Source organism: Paracoccus sp. DMF (assembly GCF_004407025.1).
GTDB lineage: Bacteria > Pseudomonadota > Alphaproteobacteria > Rhodobacterales > Rhodobacteraceae > Paracoccus > Paracoccus aminovorans_B.
In genome coordinates this window covers 1-18,512 of record NZ_SOKV02000039.1, presented here as the reverse complement: position 1 = coordinate 18,512, position 18,512 = coordinate 1, and the positions used below count along the sequence as shown (strand labels likewise).

The following is an 18,512-nucleotide window of genomic DNA, read 5'->3' as shown; positions in this document are numbered from 1 at the left end:
AAATGCTGGACTTGCTGGCCGAGGAATTCCTGCGACCGTCAAGCCTGCCATTTCCGGTCATGGTGCTGCGTCTTCTGATGGCGCTTGGCCTTGGCGGCTGCATCGGCTGGGAACGCGAGGCCCATGCCCGCGCCGCCGGGCTGCGCACCCATATGCTGATCGCGCTGGCCGCGGCCTGCTTCACGCTGGTCGCGGTCGAACTGGCCGAGTTCGGTGCCGCGCATTCCGACCAGCAGCGCACCGATCCGCTGCGGCTGATCGAGGCGGTGACGGCGGGCGTCGCCTTCCTGGCCGCCGGGTCCATCGTCATCAACCGGGGCTCGGTCAAGGGCATCACCACCGGCGCCTCGATGTGGCTCTGCGGCGCCATCGGGCTCAGCTGCGGCATGGGCGACCTGCGGCTGGCGATGCTGGTGACCGGGCTGGCGCTGGTCGTGCTCTACCTGATCCGGCAGATGGTGCCGAGCCCGCCCAAGGACAAGGACGGGAACAAGCCGCGCTAGTCGAACTGCGGCTGGCCGACCGGCGCCGGCTGCGGCGAAACCTGCGGCGCAATCTGCGGCTGGCCCAGCCCGGCCGGCGCACCTGGGCCCGGGGCTTCGCCCAGGCCGGCCGGGGCGCCCAAGCCGCCGGGCTGGCCCAGGTCGCCCAGGCCCCCGGCCGGAAGCTCGATCCTGATGCTGTCCAGGTCCACCGCCGGCCCCTTGTCCAGCATCCCCGTCACCAGCCCGGGCCAGAAGATCACGATCACCACCAGCATCAGCTGCATGACCAGCCACGGGATCGCCCCCATGTAGATGTCGGTGGTCCTGACGTCGCGGCTGGCGATCGAGCGCAGGTAGAACAGCGCGAAGCCGAAGGGCGGGTGCATGAACGAGGTCTGCATGTTGATGCAGAGCAGCACCCCGAACCACACCAGGTCGATGCCGAGCGTTTGCGCCACCGGCACCAGCATCGGCACGACGATGAAGGCGATCTCGAAGAAGTCGAGGAAGAAGGCCAGGAAGAAGATGAAGACGTTGACGAAGATCAGGAAGCCGATCGGCCCGCCCGGCAGGCCCGAGAGCATGTGCTCGATCCACAACCCCCCGTCCATGCCCTGGAACACCAGGCTGAACACGGTCGAGCCGATCAGGATGAACACCACCATCACCGTCAGGTCGGCGGTGGCATTGACCGCCTCGCGCAGGATGGTCAGGCTCATCCGGCCATGCAGCAGCGCCAGCACGAAGGCGCCGACGACGCCGAGCGCGCCGGCCTCGGTCGGCGTGGCCAGGCCGACGAAGATCGTGCCCAGCACCAGGAAGATCAAGAGGATCGAGGGCACGATGCCCATCAGCACCTTCAGCACCAGCTTCAGGTCCAGCTCGCTCCGCACCTCCTTGGGCAGCGGCGGCATGTCCTGCGGCTTCAGGATCGACAGCACCAGGATGAACAGCAGAAAGATCAGCACCTGCGCGGCCGAGGGCCCCATGGCGCCCAGATACATGTCGCCGACCGAGCGGCCGAGCTGGTCGGCCAGCACCACCAGCACCAGCGAGGGCGGAATGAGCTGCGTGATGGTGCCCGAGGCGGCGATGACCCCGGTCGCCAGCCGCGGGTTGTAGCCATAGCGCAGCATCACCGGCAGCGAGATCACCCCCATGGTGATGACCGAGGCCGCGACCGTGCCGGTGATGGCGCCCAGGACCGCGCCCACCACGATCACCGCATAGGCAAGGCCGCCCGGCACGCCGCCGAACAGCTTGCCGGTGCCCTCCAGCAGGTCCTCGGCCAGCCCGGATCGCTCCAGCACCGCGCCCATGAAGGTGAAGAACGGGATCGCCAGCAACAGGTCGTTCGAGATGATGCCGAAGAAGCGATGCGGCAGCGCCGACAGGAACGAGGGGTGGAAATGCTCGGTCGCGATGCCGATGGCGCCGAACAGCAGCCCGACCGCGCCCAGCGTGAAGGCCACCGGAAAGCCGTAGAGCATGAAGCAGATCATGCACAGGAACATCGCCGGCGGCAGGAAGCCATAATCGAACATGCTCGCAGGCTCCTATTGCAGCGGCTTGGTGTATTTGGTTTCCAGCGTGATCAGCCCGCGCAGTGCGGCGATGCGCTTGACCAGCTCGGACAGGGCCTGCAGGAACAGCAGCCCGAAGCCGACCGGCAAGAGCAGCTTGGCCGGCCAGCGCACCAGCCCGCCGGCATTCGACGAGCCCTCGTTGATGCGCCAGGATTCGACGAAGACCGGCCAGGTCAGCCAGGCCGCGACGAAGGCAAAGGGCAGCAGCAGGAACAGGATGCCGAACAGGTCGATCCACAGCCGCGTCCGGTCCGAGACCGCGCCATAGATCAGGTCGACCCGGACGTGTTCGTTGCGATACAGCGCCGCCGCCGCGCCCAGCAGGACCAGCCCGCCGAACATGTACCACTGCACCTCGAGCCAGGCATTGGACGAGGTGTTGAAGATCTTGCGGATGATGGCATTGCCGGCGCTGACCAGAACGGCGGTCAGGACCAGCCAGGCCACGGCACGACCGATCAGCAGATTGGCGCGGTCGATGCCGCGCGACAGGCCCAGAAGGGCACCCATGGCTGAACTCCTCTCCCTGTCGTTGCGCGGCACCTTTGCGGGCCGCGCGCCGGTTCGCGCCGGTCGTTCTTTTCGGTTTCTATGACGGATGGAAAAACCCGGTCAAGCGCGGCTCGGTTTACGTGGCGGCAAGCACCAAGAGCACCGCGATCTCGCCGGCCTGCTGCATGGCGCCCAGCACGTCGCCGGTCTGCCCGCCAAGCCGGCGCCGCGCGCTGCGGGCGACCCATCCCTGCGCCAGCGCGCAAGCCAGCAGCGCCGCGAGCCACCCGGCCGAAAGCCCCGCCGGCCACAAGAGCACCGCCGCGCCGATCAGCGCCGCCACCCCCGCCTGCCCGGCCGAGACCCGGCCCGCGAGCCGCCCCAGACCATCGCTGCGCGCGGGCGGCAGCGCCGCCAGCCCCGCCGCCATGCCGGCGCGCGACAGCGCCGCCGCCGCGACCAGCGCGGCAAGGCCCAGCCCCGCCGTCATGGCGGCCAGCGCCGTGGCGCGCAGGCCGAAGCCAAGGATCAGCGCCACGACACCATAGCTGCCGATGCGGGAATCGCGCATGATCTCCAGCGCGCGGGTGCGATCCGCGCTGCCGCAGCCATCGGCGAAATCCGCCAGCCCGTCCTCGTGCAGCGCCCCGGTCAGCGCCGCCATGGCGGCCAGCGCCAGCAGCGCCCCGGCCAGCGGCGGCAGGCCTAGTTGCGCGGCCAGCCAGAAAAGCCCGCCCGCCGGCAGCGCCACCGCGATCCCGGCCAGCGGAAAGGCCCAGGCGGCCTGCGACAGCGGCACCGGCCGGGCCGGCAGCAGCTTGCCCAGCGGCAGCCGGGTCAGCCAGACCAGCGCGGTCGCGGCCTGCCCGGCCCGGTCAGCCAATCCCCGCCTCGGCAAATGTCGCCATGCCGTTGTGGCACTCCAGCGCCGCGCGCAGGACCAGCAGCGCCACCGCCGCGCCCGAGCCCTCGCCCAGCCGCATGTCGAGGCCCACCACCGGGGTCTTGCCCATGACGGCGATCAGCCGGCGGTGGCCCGGCTCGGCGCTTTCATGGCCGATCAGGCAATGGTCCAGCGCGTTGCGGTCGTTGACCAGCAGCACCCCCGCCGCCGCCGAGCAGATGAAACCGTCCAGGATCACCGGGATGCCCAGCTCGCGCGCCCGGATCACCGCGCCGCAGATCGCCGCCTGCTCGCGCCCGCCATAGCTGCCCAGAATCGAGGCCGCCGTCGCCGCGCCCTTGTGGCGCTTCAGCCCGGCCTCCACGGCGCGGATCTTGTTGGCCATGACCGCGTCGTCGGCGCCGGTGCCGGGGCCGACCCAATCCTCGGCCGTGCCGCCGAAGGTGGCGGCGGCCAGCGCGGCGGCGACGGTGGAATTGCCGATGCCCATCTCGCCCAGCAGGATCACGTCGGCCTCGGGGTCCACCGCATCCTTGCCAGTCTGGATCGAGGCCACCAAATCCGCCACCTCCAGCGCCATGCCGCGGGTGAAATCGGCGGTCGGGCGGTCGAGGTCCAGCGCCAGCACCTGCAGTTCGGCGCCCGCCAGCCGGCACAGCTGGTTGATCGCCGCGCCGCCGTTGCGGAAATTCTCGACCATCTGGGCGGTGACCTCGGCCGGGAACGGGTTCACGCCCTGCGCCACGATGCCGTGGTTGCCGGCAAAGACCAGCGCCTGCGCGCGGTCGATGCGCGGCCGGTCGCGGCCCTGCCAGCCGGCCATGAACACCGCCAGCTCTTCCAGCCGGCCCAGCGAGCCCGGCGGCTTGGTCAGCTGGTCCTGGCGGTCGCGCGCGGCTGCCGCGGCTGAATCATCATAGTTTTTCAAGGCATTCCTCGTGAAGGTTTCAGCTGCAGGGGCAAGCCGCTGACCGCCATCCAGACCTGGTCGGCCACGGCCGCCACGGCCTGGTTCATCCAGCCATGCTGGTCGCGAAAGCGCCGGGCCAGCGCATTGTCGGGCACGATGCCCAGGCCCAGCTCGTTCGTCACCAGCACCACCGGGCTTTTCTGCGCGCCGAGCGTGGCGCAAAGCGCCTCGACCCGGGGGCCGGGATCGCCGTCAAGGATATTGGCCAGCCACAGCGTCAGGCAATCGACCAGCCGCACCCCCTGCCCGTCCGTCTCTGCCAGCGCGTGGCACAGCTCGCGCGGCGCCTCGATGGTGCGCCAGTCCGGGCCGCGGCGGTCCCGGTGCAGCGCGATCCGCTGCGTCATTTCGTCGTCCCGCGCCTCGGCCGTGGCGATATAGATCGCCGGCCCCGGCGCGTGCGCCGCCAGCTTTTCGGCCAGCGCGGACTTGCCGGAACGGGCGCCCCCGGTCACCATGGTAATGCGCGAAACCTTGTTCATGCTGATCTTGTTTCACAGGACAAGGGCGTGCGAAAGCCGGAAATCGCTCTTGCTGTCTTACAGCTTTTCAGGTCAATTTCGATCCATCGCGCGGCAAATCCCCAGAAAAGAACCGCGCCCGCAACATTCGAGAGAGGTGCCTTCATGACCCGCCTGTTCCTGACCACCGCACTGGCCTGCGCCATCGCCCTGCCCGCCTTTGCCGTGCAGCCCGCCGAGGGCGAGAAGCTGGCCGAGAACCAGAGCTATACCTTCTGGCTGCTCGATGCGATCAAGACCGCCGATCCGCAGAAGAACACCGATGTCGAGGGTTCGGACATCATCCGCCAGCTGTTCGAGGGCCTGTTGAACGAGGATCCCAAGGGCGCGCCGATCCCCGGCGTCGCGACCGGCTTCGACCTTTCGGACGACAAGCTGACCTATACCTTCCATCTGCGACCCGAGGCGAAATGGTCGAATGGCGAGCCGGTCACCGCAGGCGATTTCGTCTATAGCTGGCGCCGCCTGGCCGATCCGGCCACCGCCAGCGAATATGCCTGGTTCATCGAGTTGATGAACGTCGAGAATGCCACGGCCGTGGTCAAGGGCGAGAAGAAGCCCGAGGAGCTGGGCGTGAAGGCCCTCGACGAGCATACGCTGGAAGTGAAGCTGACCGCGCCGACGCCCTATTTCCCCAAGATGGTCACCCATGCCTCGACCTTCCCGGTGAACCAGAAGGTCGTCGAGGCCGAGGGCGACGCCTGGACCCAGCCCGGCAAGCTGGTCGGCAACGGCGCCTATGTGCTGAAAAGCCACGACCTGGGCGTGCAGATCAGCATGGACAAGAACCCGGAATACTGGGACGCCGCCAATGTGGTGATGGAGCATATCAAGGGCCTGACGGTGAACGACAACAACATCGCCCTGACCCGCTATCAGGCCGGAGAGCTGGACCGGGTGCAGATCCCCGCCGGGCAGTATCCGCGGCTCAAGGAGCAGTTCCCGGACCAAGCCATCTCGATCCCCTATTCCTGCACCTATGCCTATCTGTTCAACGTCGGCGACAAAGCCCCCGAGGCGCTGAAGGACGTGCGCGTGCGCAAGGCGCTCAGCTATGCCATGCAGCGCGATGTGGTGGTGAACCAGATCCTGCAGGGCGGGCAGAAGCCGGCCTACAACTGGACGCATTGGGCCATCGAGGGCTTCCAGATGCCCGAGATCGACTATGCGGGCTGGACCCAGGCCGAGCGGCTGGAAAAGGCCAAGGCGCTGCTGGCCGAGGCCGGCTATGGCCCCGACAAGCCGCTGAAGCTGACGCTGCAATACAACACCGACGAGAACCACAAGAAGATCGCCGTCGCCGCGCAGCAGTTCTACAAGCAGATCGGCGTGCAGATCGAGCTGAACAACGTCGAGTGGAAGGTGCATACCGACCGCATGCAGTCGCAGGATTTCCAGATGGCCCGCTATGCCTGGTGCGCGGACTATAACGAGGCCTCGACCTTCCTCGACTATTTCCGCAGCACGGGCATGAACTACGGCAAGTATTCCAACCCGGAATTCGACACGCTGATGGACCAGTCGAAGACCTCGGCCGATCCGAACCAGCAATATACCGCGGCCGAGAAGATCCTGGCCGAGGACATGCCGCTGGTGCCGATCTATCAATACGCCAAGGTCGATATGATCCGCGACGACATCAAGGGCCTGCCGACCGAGAACGTGATGAACGACTGGTATGCCAAGGACATCTACCGCATCCAGAAATGACGATCGGGGGGCGGCCCGGCGCCGCCCCTGAACACGTCCGGCACCTGTCCTTGGGAACCTGCGCATGTTCGGCTTCATCCTTCGGCGCCTCGCCGTCGCCATCCCGACGCTGCTTCTGCTGATCGTCGTCTCGTTCCTCTTGATGCATGCCGCGCCCGGCGGGCCCTTCACGCAGGAACGCGCCTTGCCGCCGCAGGTGCTGGCCAACCTGAACGCCAAATACGGGCTCGACGATCCGCTGTGGCGGCAGATCGTCAACTATGTCTGGGGCATCGTCGCGCATTTCGACTTCGGCCCCAGCTTCGTCTATCCCGACCGCTCGGTGAACCAGATCATCGCCGCCGGCTTCCCGGTGACGCTGACCTATGGCGGCATCGCCTTCGTCGTGGCGGTGGCGGTCGGCGTCAGCTTGGGCGTCGCGGCGGCGATCCGGCAGAACAGCTGGCTCGACTACCTCGCCGTCGGCGTCTCGATCGGGGCGCAGGTGCTGCCGAACTTCGTCATGGCGCCGATCCTGGTCCTGGTGTTCACGCTGTGGCTGGGCTGGCTGCCGGGCGGCGGCTGGGGTGGGCCGATCTACTGGATCATGCCGGTGGTGGCGCTCTCGACCAGCTTCATGGCCTCGATCGCGCGCATCACCCGGTCCTCGATGCTGGAAGTGCTGGGCTCGAACCACATCCGCACCGCCCGCGCCAAGGGCCTGCCCGAGTCGCGCGTCATCCTGCGCCATGCGCTGAAGCCGGCGCTTCTGCCGGTCATCAGCTATCTGGGGCCGGCCTTCGTGACCATGATCACCGGCTCGGTGGTGGTGGACATGTATTTCTCGACTGGCGGCATCGGCCGCAGCTTCGTCGATTCAGCGCTGAACCGCGACTATGCGGTGATGATGGGCATCACCATCCTGGTCGGCGCGCTGACCATCTTCTTCAACCTGGTGGTGGACGTGCTTTACGCATGGATCGACCCGAAGATCCGGTACTGAGCCATGATCGAGACGCAAAAGATGCAGTCGCTGGCCGCCCGCCTGTCGCAACCCGAGGTCAAGGGCCGCAGCCCCTGGGCCGACGCCCGCCGCCGCTTTCGCCGCAACAGGGCCGCCATGGTCAGCCTGGCCGTGCTGATCCTGGTCGGGCTGTTCGCGATCTTCGGCAACCAGATCGCCGCCTGGCCGAATGACGAGATGGATTTCTCGGTCATGGGCCAGGCCGCGCAGCTGGGCGCGCCGAGCTGGACGAACGGGCATTACTTCGGCACCGACGACCTGGGCCGCGACCTGTTCTCGCGCACCGTGCAGGGCACGCAGGTCTCGCTGATGGTCGGGCTGATCGGCGCCGGCATCGCGGTGATCGTCGGCACGCTTTACGGCGCCACGGCGGGCTATGTCGGCGGCCGCACCGATGCGGTGATGATGCGCGCGGTCGATGTGCTGATGTCGATCCCCTATATGTTCGTGCTGATCCTGCTCCTGGTGATCTTCGGCCGCTCGATGTCCATGCTGTTTCTGGGCATCGGCCTGATCTCCTGGCTGGACATGAGCCGGATCGTGCGCGGCCAGACCCTCAGCCTGAAACACCGCGAATTCATCGAGGCCGCCCGCGCCGCCGGCGTCCCGGCCTGGCGCATCGTGCTGCGCCATATCGTGCCGAACCTGCTGGGCGTGGTCGCGGTCTATGCCACGCTTCTGGTGCCGCTGATGATCCTGTCGGAAAGCTTCATCAGCTTCCTCGGCCTTGGCGTGCAGGAGCCCTTGACCTCTTGGGGCGCGCTGATCTCCGAGGGCGCGGGAACGATGAACTACGGCACGCTCTGGCAGCTGATGTTCCCGCTGTTTTTCTTCTGCATTACGCTTTTCGCCTTCTTCTTCGTCGGCGACGGGCTGCGCGATGCGCTGGACCCCAAGGATCGCTGACATGGCCTTGCTGGAAATCCGCGACCTGAACGTCCGCTTCGCCACCACCGATGGCGCGGTCTCGGCCGTCAACGGCATCGACCTGGACGTCGCCAAGGGCCAGACCCTGGGCATCGTCGGCGAAAGCGGCTCGGGCAAGTCGCAGTTGGCGTTCTCGATCATGGGGCTGCTGGCGCGGAACGGCCGCGCCACGGGCTCGGTCCGCTTCGACGGCGCCGAGATCCTGAACGCCCCGCCCAAGGTGCTGAACCGCATCCGCGCCCGCGGCATCGCCATGGTGTTCCAGGACCCGATGACCAGCCTGAACCCCTATATGCGCGTCTCGGACCAGATGGCCGAGGTCCTGATGCTGCACAAGGGCCTGGGCAAGGCGGCGGCCGTGGCCGAGGCGGCGCGCATGCTCGACGCGGTCAGGATCCCCGACGCGCGCGGGCGTATCCGGCTTTATCCGCATGAATTCTCCGGCGGCATGCGCCAGCGGGTGATGATCGCCATGGCGCTGCTCTGCCGGCCCGAACTGCTGATCGCGGACGAGCCGACGACGGCGCTGGACGTGACCGTGCAGGCGCAGATCATGCAGCTGCTGGCCGATCTGCAACGCGAATTCGGCATGGCGATGATCCTCATCACCCATGACCTTGGCGTGGTGGCGGGGTCATGCGAGCGGGTCATGGTCATGTATGGCGGCCGGATCATGGAGCGGGCGCCGGTCGCGCCGATCTTTGCCGATCCGGCGCATCCCTATACCCAGGGGCTGCTCGCCGCGATCCCGCGCGTGGACCAGCAGGGCGAGCGGCTGATGGCGATCCCCGGCAGCCCGCCCAACATGACCGCGCCGCCGCCCGGCTGCCCCTTCGCGCCGCGCTGCGCCTATGAGCGGCCAGCCTGCGCGGCGATGCCGCCGCTGGAAACCTTTGCCCCCGGACGCGAGCGCGCCTGCCACGCCCCGGTCGCCGAGGTTCGCGCCGGCCCGCCCCCGCTGCCCGACCAGCCCGAAGCCGCCGCCATCGAGGAGCTTCAGCCATGACCCCGCTCATTTCCGCGCGCGAGTTGCGCGTGACCTTCGACGTGCCGCAGCCCGGCGCCCTGCCCTGGTCGAAGCCGCGCCAGCTGCATGCCGTGGGCGGTGTCAGCTTCGACCTGATGCCGGGCGAGACGCTGGGCGTGGTCGGCGAATCCGGCTCGGGCAAGTCGACGCTGGCCCGGGCGCTGATCGGGCTGGTGCCGGCCACGGGGCGCGCGGTCTGGCAGGACGGCACCGACCTGATCGGGCTTTCGCCGCGCAAGATGCTGAAATACCGCAGCGAAATCCAGATGGTGTTCCAGGATCCGCTGGCGAGCCTCGACCCGCGCATGACGGTGGGCCAGATCATCGCCGAGCCGCTGGTCACCCATCGCAAGGGCCTGTCGCGCGCCGAGGTCAAGACCCGCGTCAAGGACATGATGGACCGCGTCGGCCTGCTGCCGAACCAGATCAACCGCTATCCGCATGAATTCTCGGGCGGGCAATGCCAGCGCATCGGCATCGCCCGCGCCCTGATCGTCGAGCCCAGGCTGGTGATCTGCGACGAGCCGGTCTCGGCGCTGGATGTCTCGATCCAGGCCCAGGTCATCAACCTGATGGGCGACCTGCAACGCGACCTGGGCCTGGCGCTGATCTTCATCGCGCATGACCTCTCGGTGGTGAAGCATATCAGCGACCGGGTGCTGGTGATGTATCTGGGCCGGGTCATGGAACTGGCCGAGGCGCAGGCGCTTTATGCCGAGCCGCGCCACCCCTATACCCAGGCGCTGCTCTCGGCGGTGCCGATCCCGGACCCAGGCCGCGAGCGCGCCAAGCGCATGATCCCGCTGGGCGGCGAGCTGCCCAGCCCGATGAACCCGCCCTCGGGCTGCGTCTTCCGCACCCGCTGCCCGCGCGCCGAAGCCCGCTGCGCGGCCGAACGGCCGGCGCTGACCGGCGGCGCGCATCTGACCGCCTGCCATTTCCCCGGTGCGCTGACGCCGCAGGAACTGGCCGCGGCCGGTTGATCGCAACCATGGCGCCGCGCATGCTCCGGCCATGACACAGGATCCGATTCGCCAGACCACCGACGACGCCCGCGCCATGGCCCGCGCCCTGCTGGCGCAGGCGCGCCACGCCAGCCTCGGCACGCTCGACCCCGAAACCGGCGCGCCGCTGGTCACCCGCATCGCGCTGCAGACCGATGCCGACGGCGCGCCGCTGGCCTTGCTCTCGGGCCTTGCGGCGCATAGCCGCGCGATCGCCGCCGACCCGCGCGTCGGCCTGATGCTGGTGGCCGAGGCGGCCAAGGGCGACGCCATGACCCATGCCCGGCTGTCGATCCTGGGCCGCGCCCTGCCTGCCCCGGCGGATCAGGCGCGCCGGGCGCTGTGGCTGGCGCGCGACCCCAAGGCCAAGGTCTATCTCGACCTGCCCGACTTCCGCTTCTGGCGCATCGAGCCGGTCTCGGGGCTCTTGAACGCCGGCTTCGGCCAGGCCTTCCGGCTGGCGCCGGCCGACATGCTGAAACCCCCGGCGGAGTGATCCGCCGGAGGCCTCGGGAGAACCCTTTCAGAAACCCCTAGTCCGGGTTGTCCATCCGCGCCCGGATGCTGACCGAGCCCCGCGTCGCCGCGTTCCAGTTCAGCGCGATCTGGCGCTGGTTCGCCGACAGCTGCGTCTGCACCCAGGGCATCTCGCTGATGCGGGCATTGGCGGCATTGGTGATGGCGCTGGTCGCGACCACGGATTGCACGTTGCGCACCCAGCCGTTGAACGGCAGCGCCTTGTCCACCGTGATCACCCAGCGGTTCGAGGCCGTGGCCTGGCTGTGGCTGATGTCGACCGGGTTCGCCACATAGACGTTCACGCCGTTGAACATGTTGCCCTGGAACTGGATATTGCGCATGCGCTGGTAATTCAGGTCGGCGAAGGTGGTGTCGACCTTGTCGATGCGGGTGATCTTGTTGTTCAGCGACTTGAACACATTGCCCATCACCGCCAGCCCGTGGATGAAATGCCCGCTGCCATAGGGCTTCACCACCAGCCAGTTGAAGCCCAGCGTCGTGTTCGAGGCCAGGAAGGTGTTGCCGGTGATGGTCAGCCCGCCGAAGGAATACTCGTCGCCCTCGAAATTCGGCAGCGGGTCGTGCTCGTTGGTCCATTCGATCGAGCAATTGTCGATGTAATTGCCGGTGATCGTCGCCTGCACGTTGGTCTGGGTCAGGATCAGCCCGCCGAAGCGCACGCCGTTCTGGGCATTGTCGCCCTGGAACCAGTGGTTGCCCTCGATCATGTGGCCGCCGCCGTTCATCACCGCGAAATGCGCGAAGCGGATGAAGCGGCTGTGGCGGATCTTGGTGTCGTTGTTGTTGATGTTGATGGCGACGGTCTTGCGGTTCTGCGCCAGATCGCCCATCTCGTTCGACAGGAACTCGCAGCGGTCGACCAGCATGCCCTGGCAGCCGGTGCCGATCGAGGTGATGCCGCGATCCCTGGGCCGGGTGAAATAGCAGTCGCGGATGCAGTTCATCGTGCCGGTCTTGGCCAGCATGATGCCGCTGGCATTGCCCTCCAGCAGGAACTCGATGTCGTCGAAGTTGAAGCGGCTGAGCTGCTCCATGCCCGAGAAATCCAGCGCATAACGATAACGCTCGAAAGTATAGGTCCGGGTGCCCGCGCCGCCGTAAAGCGGATTGGACAGCGTCAGCGTGCCCTGGGCCACGTTCTTCTCGCGCACATAGACCTCGCGCCCGACGCCATTGCCGACCACGCGCGAGCCGATCTCGATATTGGCGACATTGGCGACGCCCGACAGCGTCAGCGACTGGTTGACGGCATAGGTCGCGACCGAGGTGACGCTGCCCGTGTCCCAGGCCGGGCCCGCCACGATGGCGATCTGGCCGTTCGCGATCACCCGGCGGTTGGCAAAGCTGGTCATGCCCGGCACGGCATCGGTGATGACCAGCGGCTCGGTCAGGTGGACGACGCGGCCGCACAGGTTCAGGACCGCGTGGTCGGTGAAGCCCAACAGCGCCTGGAGCCCGCGCTTCAGCCCCTCGGTCTCGTCGCCGAAGGCCGAGGCATAGCTCGGATAGTCGAAGCTGCGCGTCAGCGCCAGCCGGGCCGCGCGCGGCATCTTCAGCGTGCCGGTGAAGCGGATCGGCGAGGCGATGCTGAGGTCCGAGCCGATGTAGAACACGCCCGCCGGCACCAGGATGCCGCGCCCCGCCGCCGCCTGATCCGCGGCGACGAAGGCGGCGCGGTCGTCCGCCGTGCCGTTGCCGATGGCGCCGAAGTCGCGCACGTCGACCCAGTCCAGCATGTCGGGCACGAAGGCCGCGGTCACGTCCTCGATGACGATGCTCTCAATGCGGATCGAGCCGTTGTTGTCGCCGATCAGGTCCAGCCCGAAATGGCCGAAGACCGCATTGCGCCCCCAGGCCATGTCGACCCCGTCGCGCCGCCCGGTGCCGACCACGGCCGCGACCTCGACCACCTGGCCATAGCCCGGCAGCGTCACCGCCGACCCGGTCTGGGTCACGCCCGCGACATTGGTGCCGGCGGCATTGCCGGCAAAGCCCGCGATGCGCACCTGCGGCAGGTTGCCGGCCAGCGCCTTGACGCGGGCCGAGACGCGCAGATAGCTGCCGGGGTTGATCGGCGTGCGCTGCATGTAGCGCAGCGATGTCACCGTCTCCTGCTTCAGGATCTCGAGACAGCTGCCGAAATCCTCGTCCGCCGGGACCAGCGCGGCATTGGCCGCCCCCGCCCAGGTCGGAGAGCCCGCCCGCCCGTCGGTCTGGGACCACTGATTCAGTCCCAGCCGGAAGGCGCGCGGCATCAGCGACTGGTTCCCGATAATCGCAATGGTCATGCCAATTCTCCCTAATCCAGATCAAGCGAGGCGGATGCCCGCGCGGTCTGTTCAGAATTTGGCAATCCCGCGTTAACCAGTCGTTAACCCGCCGCGCGCGGCAACGCCGCCGCGCGCAACGAGAATTTTCAAAGCCGGATCAGGCGTTTACCGGGGCGGCAAGTTCCCCGGCCAGCGCCCGCTCGATCAGGGCGCGGGTTTCCGCAACGCCGTAAAGCGCAATGAAGCCGCCGAAGCGCGGCCCCTGGTCGGCGCCCAAGAGCACCTGGTAAAGCGCCTGGAACCAGTCCTTCATCGGCTCGAAGCCATGCTCGCGGCCGATGGCGAAGACCATGGTCTGCAGCGCCTCGGCATCGGCGGGCTGGTCCCAGGCCGCCAGGCGGCCGGCCAGATCCTCCAGCGCCCGGCGCTCGATCTCGGAAGGCTGGCGGAACACCCGCGTCGGCGCCACGAAATCGTTGAAATAGCGCACCGCGAATTCCGCCGCCGCATCCAGCGTCGGATTGGTCTCGGGGCTGGCCTCGGGCGCATAGCGGCGGATGAAGCCCCACAGCCCCGACTTGTCCTTGGCCCCGGCGACCGAGGCGAGGTTCAGAAGCATCTGGAACGGCACCACCATGTCGCTGGCCGGCACATCGCCGCCATGGATATGCCAGACCGGGTTCGCCAGCTGCTGCTCTGGCGTCTGGTCGGGCCAGGCGCGCAGCTGCTGGTGGTATTCGTCCACCGCCTTGGGGATGACGTCGAAATACATCCGCTTGGCGGTCTTGGGCTTCTGGAACATGAAATAGGACAGGCTCTCGGTCGCCGCATAGGTCAGCCATTCGTCGATGGACAGGCCATTGCCCTTGGATTTGCTGATCTTCTGGCCGTGCTGGTCCAGGAACAGCTCATAGGTGAAATGCTCGGGCGGCCGCCCGCCCAGGATCTTGCAGATGCCGTCATAGATCGGGGTATTGGTGGAGTGATCCTTGCCATACATCTCGAAATCGACGTCCAGCGCCGCCCAGCGGGCGCCGAAATCGGGCTTCCATTGCAGCTTCACATGGCCGCCGGTGACCGGCAGGGTCAGCTCCTGCCCGTCCTCGTCGTCGAAGGTCACGGTGCCGGATTTCGCATCGACATGCTTGATCGGCACGTAAAGCACCTTGCCGGTCTTGGGGCTGATCGGCAGGAAGCAGGAATAGGTCTGCTGCCGCTCCTCGCGCAAGGACGCCAGCATGACCTCCATGATGGCGTCGTATTTCTCGGCCGCCTTCAGCAGCGTCGCATCGAACTGGCCCGACTTGTAGAATTCGGTGGCGCTGATGAATTCATATTCAAAGCCGAAGGTGTCGAGGAAACGGCGCAGCATGGCGTTATTGTGGCCGCCGAAGCTGTCGTATTCGCCGAACGGGTCCGGCACCGTGGTCAGCGGCTCCTGCAGGTGCTGGCGCAGCATCTCCTGTTGCGGCACGTTCTCGGGGACCTTGCGCATGCCGTCCATGTCGTCCGAGAAACAGAAGAGCCGCGTCGGAATGTCCGAGATCATCTCGAACGCCCGGCGGATCATCGTCGTGCGCGCGACCTCGCCGAAGGTGCCGATATGGGGCAGGCCCGAGGGGCCGTAGCCGGTCTCGAACAGCACAAAGCCCTTTTCCGGGTCCTTCTTCTCATAGCGCTTCAGCACGCGGCGGGCCTCCTCGAAGGGCCAGGCCTTGGATTTCATCGCGGCGTCACGCAGGGCGGTCATGGTCGGTCTCCGTTGGCTAGGCTTTCCCCCGTATTGAAACGGGCCGGAATGGTCAATAATTTCGCCGGGCAGCCACGGAGATTTGCCATGACCGACAATGTTCCCTCGTTCTCGCCCTGCGACGCACTGGTCGCGGTGATGGTGGGGGTCTCGGCCTCGGACCAGAACCCGCGCACCGCCGAGCTTCTGGCCATCGAGCGGGCGGTGAACCACACGCCGGTCTTCGCCAATTACGACATCGACCGCATCCGCGCCGTGTCGCAGACCGTGCTGAGCCTGTTCGAGGAAGAGGACGGGCTGGACGCGCTTTTCGGCCTGGTGCGCGAGGCGCTGCCGCAAAAGATGTTCGACACCGCCTATGTGCTGGCCTGCGACGTGGCGGCATCCGACGGCCGGCTGGGCGAGATCGAGGCCGAGATGCTGGCCGAGATCCGCGACCAGCTGGAAATCGACCGGCTGCATGCCGCCGCCATCGAACTGGCGGCCCGGGCGCGGCATCGCCTGCTGTGAAGCGCCCCGGCTAGTGGCGCGGTCGGCATGGGTATTTGCAGAACGAAGAAGATCAGGCGCCGGCGCACCAATGCTCGATCAGCGCTTGTTGCAGGCGTTTGGCGCGTTTGGTCCAGGCCATGACGCCCTCGGGCAGTTCCTGGCCCTCGGTGGCGGCGCGGCGCGCCTCGTCGCCGGCCAGGATGGCGAAGGCCAGTTCGCGCCCGCCCGTGCGCTGCGCGTAGCCGGCGAGGTTCGAGACGAAGTTCAGCGTGCCGGTCTTGGCCGCGATGGCGATGTCGCTTGGCTGCTTCCTGCCCTTGGCGTCGCGCAGCGGGATGGGCTTCATCAGCGGCTTGAGCCCGCCCGCGGCGCCGGGGCCGGCGATCAGCCGGGCCATGGTCCGCGCCGTGACCCGGTTGCGGGGCGACAGGCCGGAATGGTCGTGGAAGCTGAAGCCGGTCTCGATCCCCTGCCCGCGCAGCCAGTCCGCCATGGCCGCGGCCGAGGCCGGGATGTCGCCGGCGCCGCTGGCGGCCAGGCCGATGGTCTCGGCGGTCAGGTTGGTCGAATATTCCATCATGTCGTGGATGATGTCCTGCAACGGCTGGCTCTCGTGCCGGGCGAGCTCGGCGCCCTCGGGCAGAAGCTCGATCACCTCGGGCGTGGGCAGCACCAGGCCGCGCGCCCGGCACAGCGTCTGGAACACGTCGCCGGCGTAAAGCTCGGGGCGGCGCACCGGCAGCCAGCGGCTGCCCGACTTGCCGAGGCTGGCGCGGGCGATGGTCCAGCTTTCCAGCTTGCCGGATTCATAGGTGAAGAGCGGCAGCCTGCGCTCGACCGCCGCGATCGAGGCGGTATAGGCACGTGGTGACAGCCGCCGCCCGCGCGCCTGCAACGACAGCCGATAGCCCTGATCGCCGCGCCGCCAGTCCAGGTGCACGCGGTTAAAGTTCAGGATCATGCCCGAGACCGAGGGGTTATAGGGCAGATGCGCGTCCTGCGCCGGGTCCAGCCGGCCGATGCGCGGCAGCGCCCCGCCCCAGACCGCGAAATGCTGCGGCGCGCCGCGTCCCGCCGCCTGTTCGGCGGCGACGGTGGCGGCGGCAAGCTCGTCCAGCGCGTCGGTGTCGAGCACCGGGTCGCCGCCGCCGGCCAGGATCAGCATCTCGCCCGCCCGGATCACGCGGGTGGCGAAGCGATGCGCCGGTCCCAGCCGGTCCAGCGCGTAAAGCGCGGTGACCGATTTCAGCGTGCTGGCCGGGGCCATCGCCAGGTCGGCCTGCCGCTCGGCCAGCAGCACGCCGGTCGCGGTGTCGATCACCGCGAAGCCGACCGCGCCGCCGAGTTGCGCCGCGGCAATCAGCGCCTCGACGGGGTCGGCGGCGGCTTGCGCCAGGCGCGGCGCCAGCGCCATGAGGCCGAGCCCGGCCAGGACCTGGCGTCTGGGTAATGCGATCATGCGGCCTCCTTGCGTTTGCTGGCCCGGATCGCCGAGGAGCTGAGCTTGCTCAGCGGCACGTTGATCATCGCCCAGGCCGGCGGGGCGGCATCGGCCAGGTGGCGCGCCTGGCCCTCGGGCAGGCGGGCGCGCCACAGCATCCGCGCCGCGCGCGAGAACCGCGCCGGCATGCGCCAGCCCGGCCGGGCGATCACCCCGATCGGCACCCGCGCGGCGATGTCCTGCCACTGGTCCCAGCGGTCGAACTGCGCCAGGTTGTCGGCGCCCATCAGCCAGACGAAGCGCACGCCCGGGTAAAGCCGCTGCAGACCCGCGATGGTGTCGCGGGTCATGCGGGTGCCGAGCCGCGCCTCGATGTCGGTGATCGCGACCCGCGGATGGGCCATGATGCCCCGCGCCGCCGCGATGCGGCTCGCCAGCGGCGCCGGGCCATGGGCTTTCAGCGGATTGCCGGGGCTGACCAGCCACCAGATCCGGTCGAGGCCGAAGCGGCGCAGCGCCGCCTCGGTGATATGGACATGCCCCTCATGCGCCGGGTCAAAGGATCCGCCCAGAAGGCCGATCCGCATGCCGGCGCGCGCAAGGGGCAGTCCGGCCCGCATCAGAACAGGCCCTGCACCTGGCGCTGGCCGTCCAGGCCGATGCGCAGCGCCGCCGGCTCGCGCGGCAGGCCGGGCATGGTCATGATGTCGCCGCAGATCGCCACGACGAAGCCCGCGCCGGCCGCCAGCCGCACCTCGCGCACCGGGATGGTGAAGCCCTCGGGCGCACCGCGCGCTGTCGGATCGGCGGAAAAGGAATATTGCGTCTTGGCCATGCAGACCGGCAGATGGCCGTGGCCGGCCGCCTGCCATTCGTTCAGCCGCTCGATGATATGCGGCAGGAACTCGACCGCCTCGGCGCGATAGATACGCTTGCAGATCGTCTCGATCTTGTCGCGCAGCGGCATGGCGTCGGGATAGAGCGGCGCGAAAGCGGCGCCGGCCTCGGCCATCTCGACCACGGCGCGGGCCAGGTCCTCGGCGCCGGCGCCGCCCTCGGCCCAATGCTTGCACAGCACCGCCCGCACGCCATGCTCGGCGCAATAGTCCTGCAGCGCGCCGACCTCGGCCTCGGTGTCGGTGGTGAAGTGGTTGATCGCCACCACCACCGGCAGGCCGTAGCCGCGCAGGTTCTCGATATGGCGGCCAAGGTTCGCGCAGCCGTCGCGCAGCGCCGCGACATTCTCGGCGCCCAGCTCGGCGCGGGTGACGCCGCCGTTCATCTTCAGCGCCCGCACCGTCGCGACCAGCACCACCGCGTCGGGCTCGAGCCCGGCCAGCCGGCACTTGATGTCGAGGAACTTCTCGGCCCCCAGGTCGGCGCCGAAGCC

Annotated in this window: 18 protein-coding genes; 8 read left to right on the top strand and 10 right to left on the bottom strand. The window is 68.1% G+C overall.

The window, feature by feature from the left end; all coding sequences use genetic code 11:
- Positions 1 to 2: 2 nt before the first annotated feature.
- Complete coding sequence (locus tag E3D03_RS16215; protein ID WP_263567808.1) at positions 3 to 503, top strand: MgtC/SapB family protein; 501 nt, start codon at positions 3 to 5, stop codon at positions 501 to 503.
- On the opposite strand, the gene E3D03_RS16210 is transcribed toward E3D03_RS16215, so the two are convergent.
- From E3D03_RS16210 to cobU, 5 genes are all read right to left on the bottom strand, one after another.
- Positions 500 to 2,029 (bottom strand): TRAP transporter large permease subunit, encoded by a 1,530-nt coding sequence (locus tag E3D03_RS16210; RefSeq protein WP_263567807.1) that lies wholly within the window; start codon positions 2,027 to 2,029, stop codon positions 500 to 502. The two genes, E3D03_RS16215 and E3D03_RS16210, sit on opposite strands and share 4 nt — an antisense overlap.
- A gap of 12 nt (positions 2,030 to 2,041) precedes the next feature.
- On the bottom strand, positions 2,042 to 2,581 hold the full coding sequence (locus E3D03_RS16205; protein WP_018001212.1) for a TRAP transporter small permease subunit: 540 nt from the start codon (positions 2,579 to 2,581) through the stop codon (positions 2,042 to 2,044).
- A 118-nt stretch (positions 2,582 to 2,699) separates the two neighbouring features.
- Positions 2,700 to 3,446, bottom strand: coding sequence for an adenosylcobinamide-GDP ribazoletransferase (gene cobS / locus E3D03_RS16200; RefSeq protein ID WP_263567806.1), 747 nt, complete (start codon positions 3,444 to 3,446; stop codon positions 2,700 to 2,702).
- A complete protein-coding gene (gene cobT / locus E3D03_RS16195; protein ID WP_263567805.1) occupies positions 3,439 to 4,395 on the bottom strand; it encodes a nicotinate-nucleotide--dimethylbenzimidazole phosphoribosyltransferase in 957 nt (318 codons plus the stop codon). The genes cobS and cobT overlap by 8 nt, the downstream gene beginning before the upstream one ends.
- Entirely contained in the window at positions 4,392 to 4,919 is a 528-nt protein-coding gene (cobU, locus tag E3D03_RS16190) for a bifunctional adenosylcobinamide kinase/adenosylcobinamide-phosphate guanylyltransferase (protein WP_263567804.1), read from the bottom strand. The genes cobT and cobU overlap by 4 nt, the downstream gene beginning before the upstream one ends.
- 144 nt (positions 4,920 to 5,063) lie before the next feature.
- On the opposite strand from cobU, the gene E3D03_RS16185 reads away from it, so the two are divergent.
- From E3D03_RS16185 to E3D03_RS16160, 6 genes are all read left to right on the top strand, one after another.
- Positions 5,064 to 6,668: a peptide ABC transporter substrate-binding protein gene (locus tag E3D03_RS16185; RefSeq protein WP_263567803.1), complete on the top strand. Its 1,605-nt coding sequence runs from the start codon at positions 5,064 to 5,066 to the stop codon at positions 6,666 to 6,668.
- Positions 6,669 to 6,732: 64 nt separating this feature from the next.
- Positions 6,733 to 7,650 carry an oligopeptide ABC transporter permease OppB gene (gene oppB, locus E3D03_RS16180; RefSeq protein WP_018001217.1) on the top strand — a complete coding sequence of 306 codons (918 nt, stop codon included), beginning with the start codon at positions 6,733 to 6,735 and terminating at the stop codon, positions 7,648 to 7,650.
- Positions 7,651 to 7,653: 3 nt separating this feature from the next.
- On the top strand, positions 7,654 to 8,577 hold the full coding sequence (locus tag E3D03_RS16175) for an ABC transporter permease subunit (RefSeq protein ID WP_062563279.1): 924 nt from the start codon (positions 7,654 to 7,656) through the stop codon (positions 8,575 to 8,577).
- A 1-nt stretch (position 8,578) separates the two neighbouring features.
- Positions 8,579 to 9,604, top strand: a complete 1,026-nt coding sequence (locus E3D03_RS16170) for an oligopeptide/dipeptide ABC transporter ATP-binding protein (protein ID WP_263567802.1) — start codon at positions 8,579 to 8,581, stop codon at positions 9,602 to 9,604.
- A complete protein-coding gene (locus E3D03_RS16165) occupies positions 9,601 to 10,608 on the top strand; it encodes an oligopeptide/dipeptide ABC transporter ATP-binding protein (RefSeq protein ID WP_263567801.1) in 1,008 nt (335 codons plus the stop codon). The genes E3D03_RS16170 and E3D03_RS16165 overlap by 4 nt, the downstream gene beginning before the upstream one ends.
- A 31-nt stretch (positions 10,609 to 10,639) precedes the next feature.
- The gene (locus E3D03_RS16160; RefSeq protein ID WP_263567800.1) at positions 10,640 to 11,125 is read left to right on the top strand and encodes a HugZ family protein; all 486 of its coding nucleotides are present in this window, start codon (positions 10,640 to 10,642) and stop codon (positions 11,123 to 11,125) included.
- Positions 11,126 to 11,162: 37 nt separating this feature from the next.
- On the opposite strand, the gene E3D03_RS16155 is transcribed toward E3D03_RS16160, so the two are convergent.
- On the bottom strand, positions 11,163 to 13,457 hold the full coding sequence (locus tag E3D03_RS16155; RefSeq protein WP_263567799.1) for a right-handed parallel beta-helix repeat-containing protein: 2,295 nt from the start codon (positions 13,455 to 13,457) through the stop codon (positions 11,163 to 11,165).
- Between the two features lie 139 nt (positions 13,458 to 13,596).
- Entirely contained in the window at positions 13,597 to 15,189 is a 1,593-nt protein-coding gene (locus E3D03_RS16150; RefSeq protein ID WP_263567798.1) for a lysine--tRNA ligase, read from the bottom strand.
- 87 nt (positions 15,190 to 15,276) lie between these two features.
- Between E3D03_RS16150 and E3D03_RS16145 the strand changes: the two genes are divergently transcribed.
- Positions 15,277 to 15,699: a tellurite resistance TerB family protein gene (locus E3D03_RS16145; RefSeq protein ID WP_062563273.1), complete on the top strand. Its 423-nt coding sequence runs from the start codon at positions 15,277 to 15,279 to the stop codon at positions 15,697 to 15,699.
- A gap of 52 nt (positions 15,700 to 15,751) precedes the next feature.
- Here the strand turns inward: E3D03_RS16145 and E3D03_RS16140 are convergent, their stop codons facing one another.
- The 3 genes from E3D03_RS16140 to E3D03_RS16130 form a co-directional block, all read right to left on the bottom strand.
- Positions 15,752 to 17,140 (bottom strand): D-alanyl-D-alanine carboxypeptidase/D-alanyl-D-alanine-endopeptidase, encoded by a 1,389-nt coding sequence (locus E3D03_RS16140; protein WP_263567797.1) that lies wholly within the window; start codon positions 17,138 to 17,140, stop codon positions 15,752 to 15,754.
- Positions 17,137 to 17,742 (bottom strand): nicotinate-nucleotide adenylyltransferase, encoded by a 606-nt coding sequence (locus E3D03_RS16135; RefSeq protein WP_263567796.1) that lies wholly within the window; start codon positions 17,740 to 17,742, stop codon positions 17,137 to 17,139. The genes E3D03_RS16140 and E3D03_RS16135 overlap by 4 nt, the downstream gene beginning before the upstream one ends.
- On the bottom strand, positions 17,742 to 18,512 hold a 771-nt coding region (locus tag E3D03_RS16130), incomplete at its 5' end, for a formate--tetrahydrofolate ligase (protein ID WP_263567795.1). The genes E3D03_RS16130 and E3D03_RS16135, both read right to left, overlap by 1 nt.

Coding starts and splice junctions, on each gene's coding strand:
- E3D03_RS16165 (WP_263567801.1), top strand. CDS start 9,601: ATGACCCCGCTCATTTCCGCGCGCGAGTTGCGCGTGACCTTCGACGTG.
- E3D03_RS16135 (WP_263567796.1), bottom strand. CDS start 17,742: ATGCGGGCCGGACTGCCCCTTGCGCGCGCCGGCATGCGGATCGGCCTT.
- E3D03_RS16185 (WP_263567803.1), top strand. CDS start 5,064: ATGACCCGCCTGTTCCTGACCACCGCACTGGCCTGCGCCATCGCCCTG.
- E3D03_RS16210 (WP_263567807.1), bottom strand. CDS start 2,029: ATGTTCGATTATGGCTTCCTGCCGCCGGCGATGTTCCTGTGCATGATC.
- E3D03_RS16205 (WP_018001212.1), bottom strand. CDS start 2,581: ATGGGTGCCCTTCTGGGCCTGTCGCGCGGCATCGACCGCGCCAATCTG.
- E3D03_RS16150 (WP_263567798.1), bottom strand. CDS start 15,189: ATGACCGCCCTGCGTGACGCCGCGATGAAATCCAAGGCCTGGCCCTTC.
- E3D03_RS16215 (WP_263567808.1), top strand. CDS start 3: ATGCTGGACTTGCTGGCCGAGGAATTCCTGCGACCGTCAAGCCTGCCA.
- cobU (WP_263567804.1), bottom strand. CDS start 4,919: ATGAACAAGGTTTCGCGCATTACCATGGTGACCGGGGGCGCCCGTTCC.
- E3D03_RS16160 (WP_263567800.1), top strand. CDS start 10,640: ATGACACAGGATCCGATTCGCCAGACCACCGACGACGCCCGCGCCATG.
- E3D03_RS16175 (WP_062563279.1), top strand. CDS start 7,654: ATGATCGAGACGCAAAAGATGCAGTCGCTGGCCGCCCGCCTGTCGCAA.
- E3D03_RS16155 (WP_263567799.1), bottom strand. CDS start 13,457: ATGACCATTGCGATTATCGGGAACCAGTCGCTGATGCCGCGCGCCTTC.
- E3D03_RS16140 (WP_263567797.1), bottom strand. CDS start 17,140: ATGATCGCATTACCCAGACGCCAGGTCCTGGCCGGGCTCGGCCTCATG.
- oppB (WP_018001217.1), top strand. CDS start 6,733: ATGTTCGGCTTCATCCTTCGGCGCCTCGCCGTCGCCATCCCGACGCTG.
- E3D03_RS16170 (WP_263567802.1), top strand. CDS start 8,579: ATGGCCTTGCTGGAAATCCGCGACCTGAACGTCCGCTTCGCCACCACC.
- E3D03_RS16145 (WP_062563273.1), top strand. CDS start 15,277: ATGACCGACAATGTTCCCTCGTTCTCGCCCTGCGACGCACTGGTCGCG.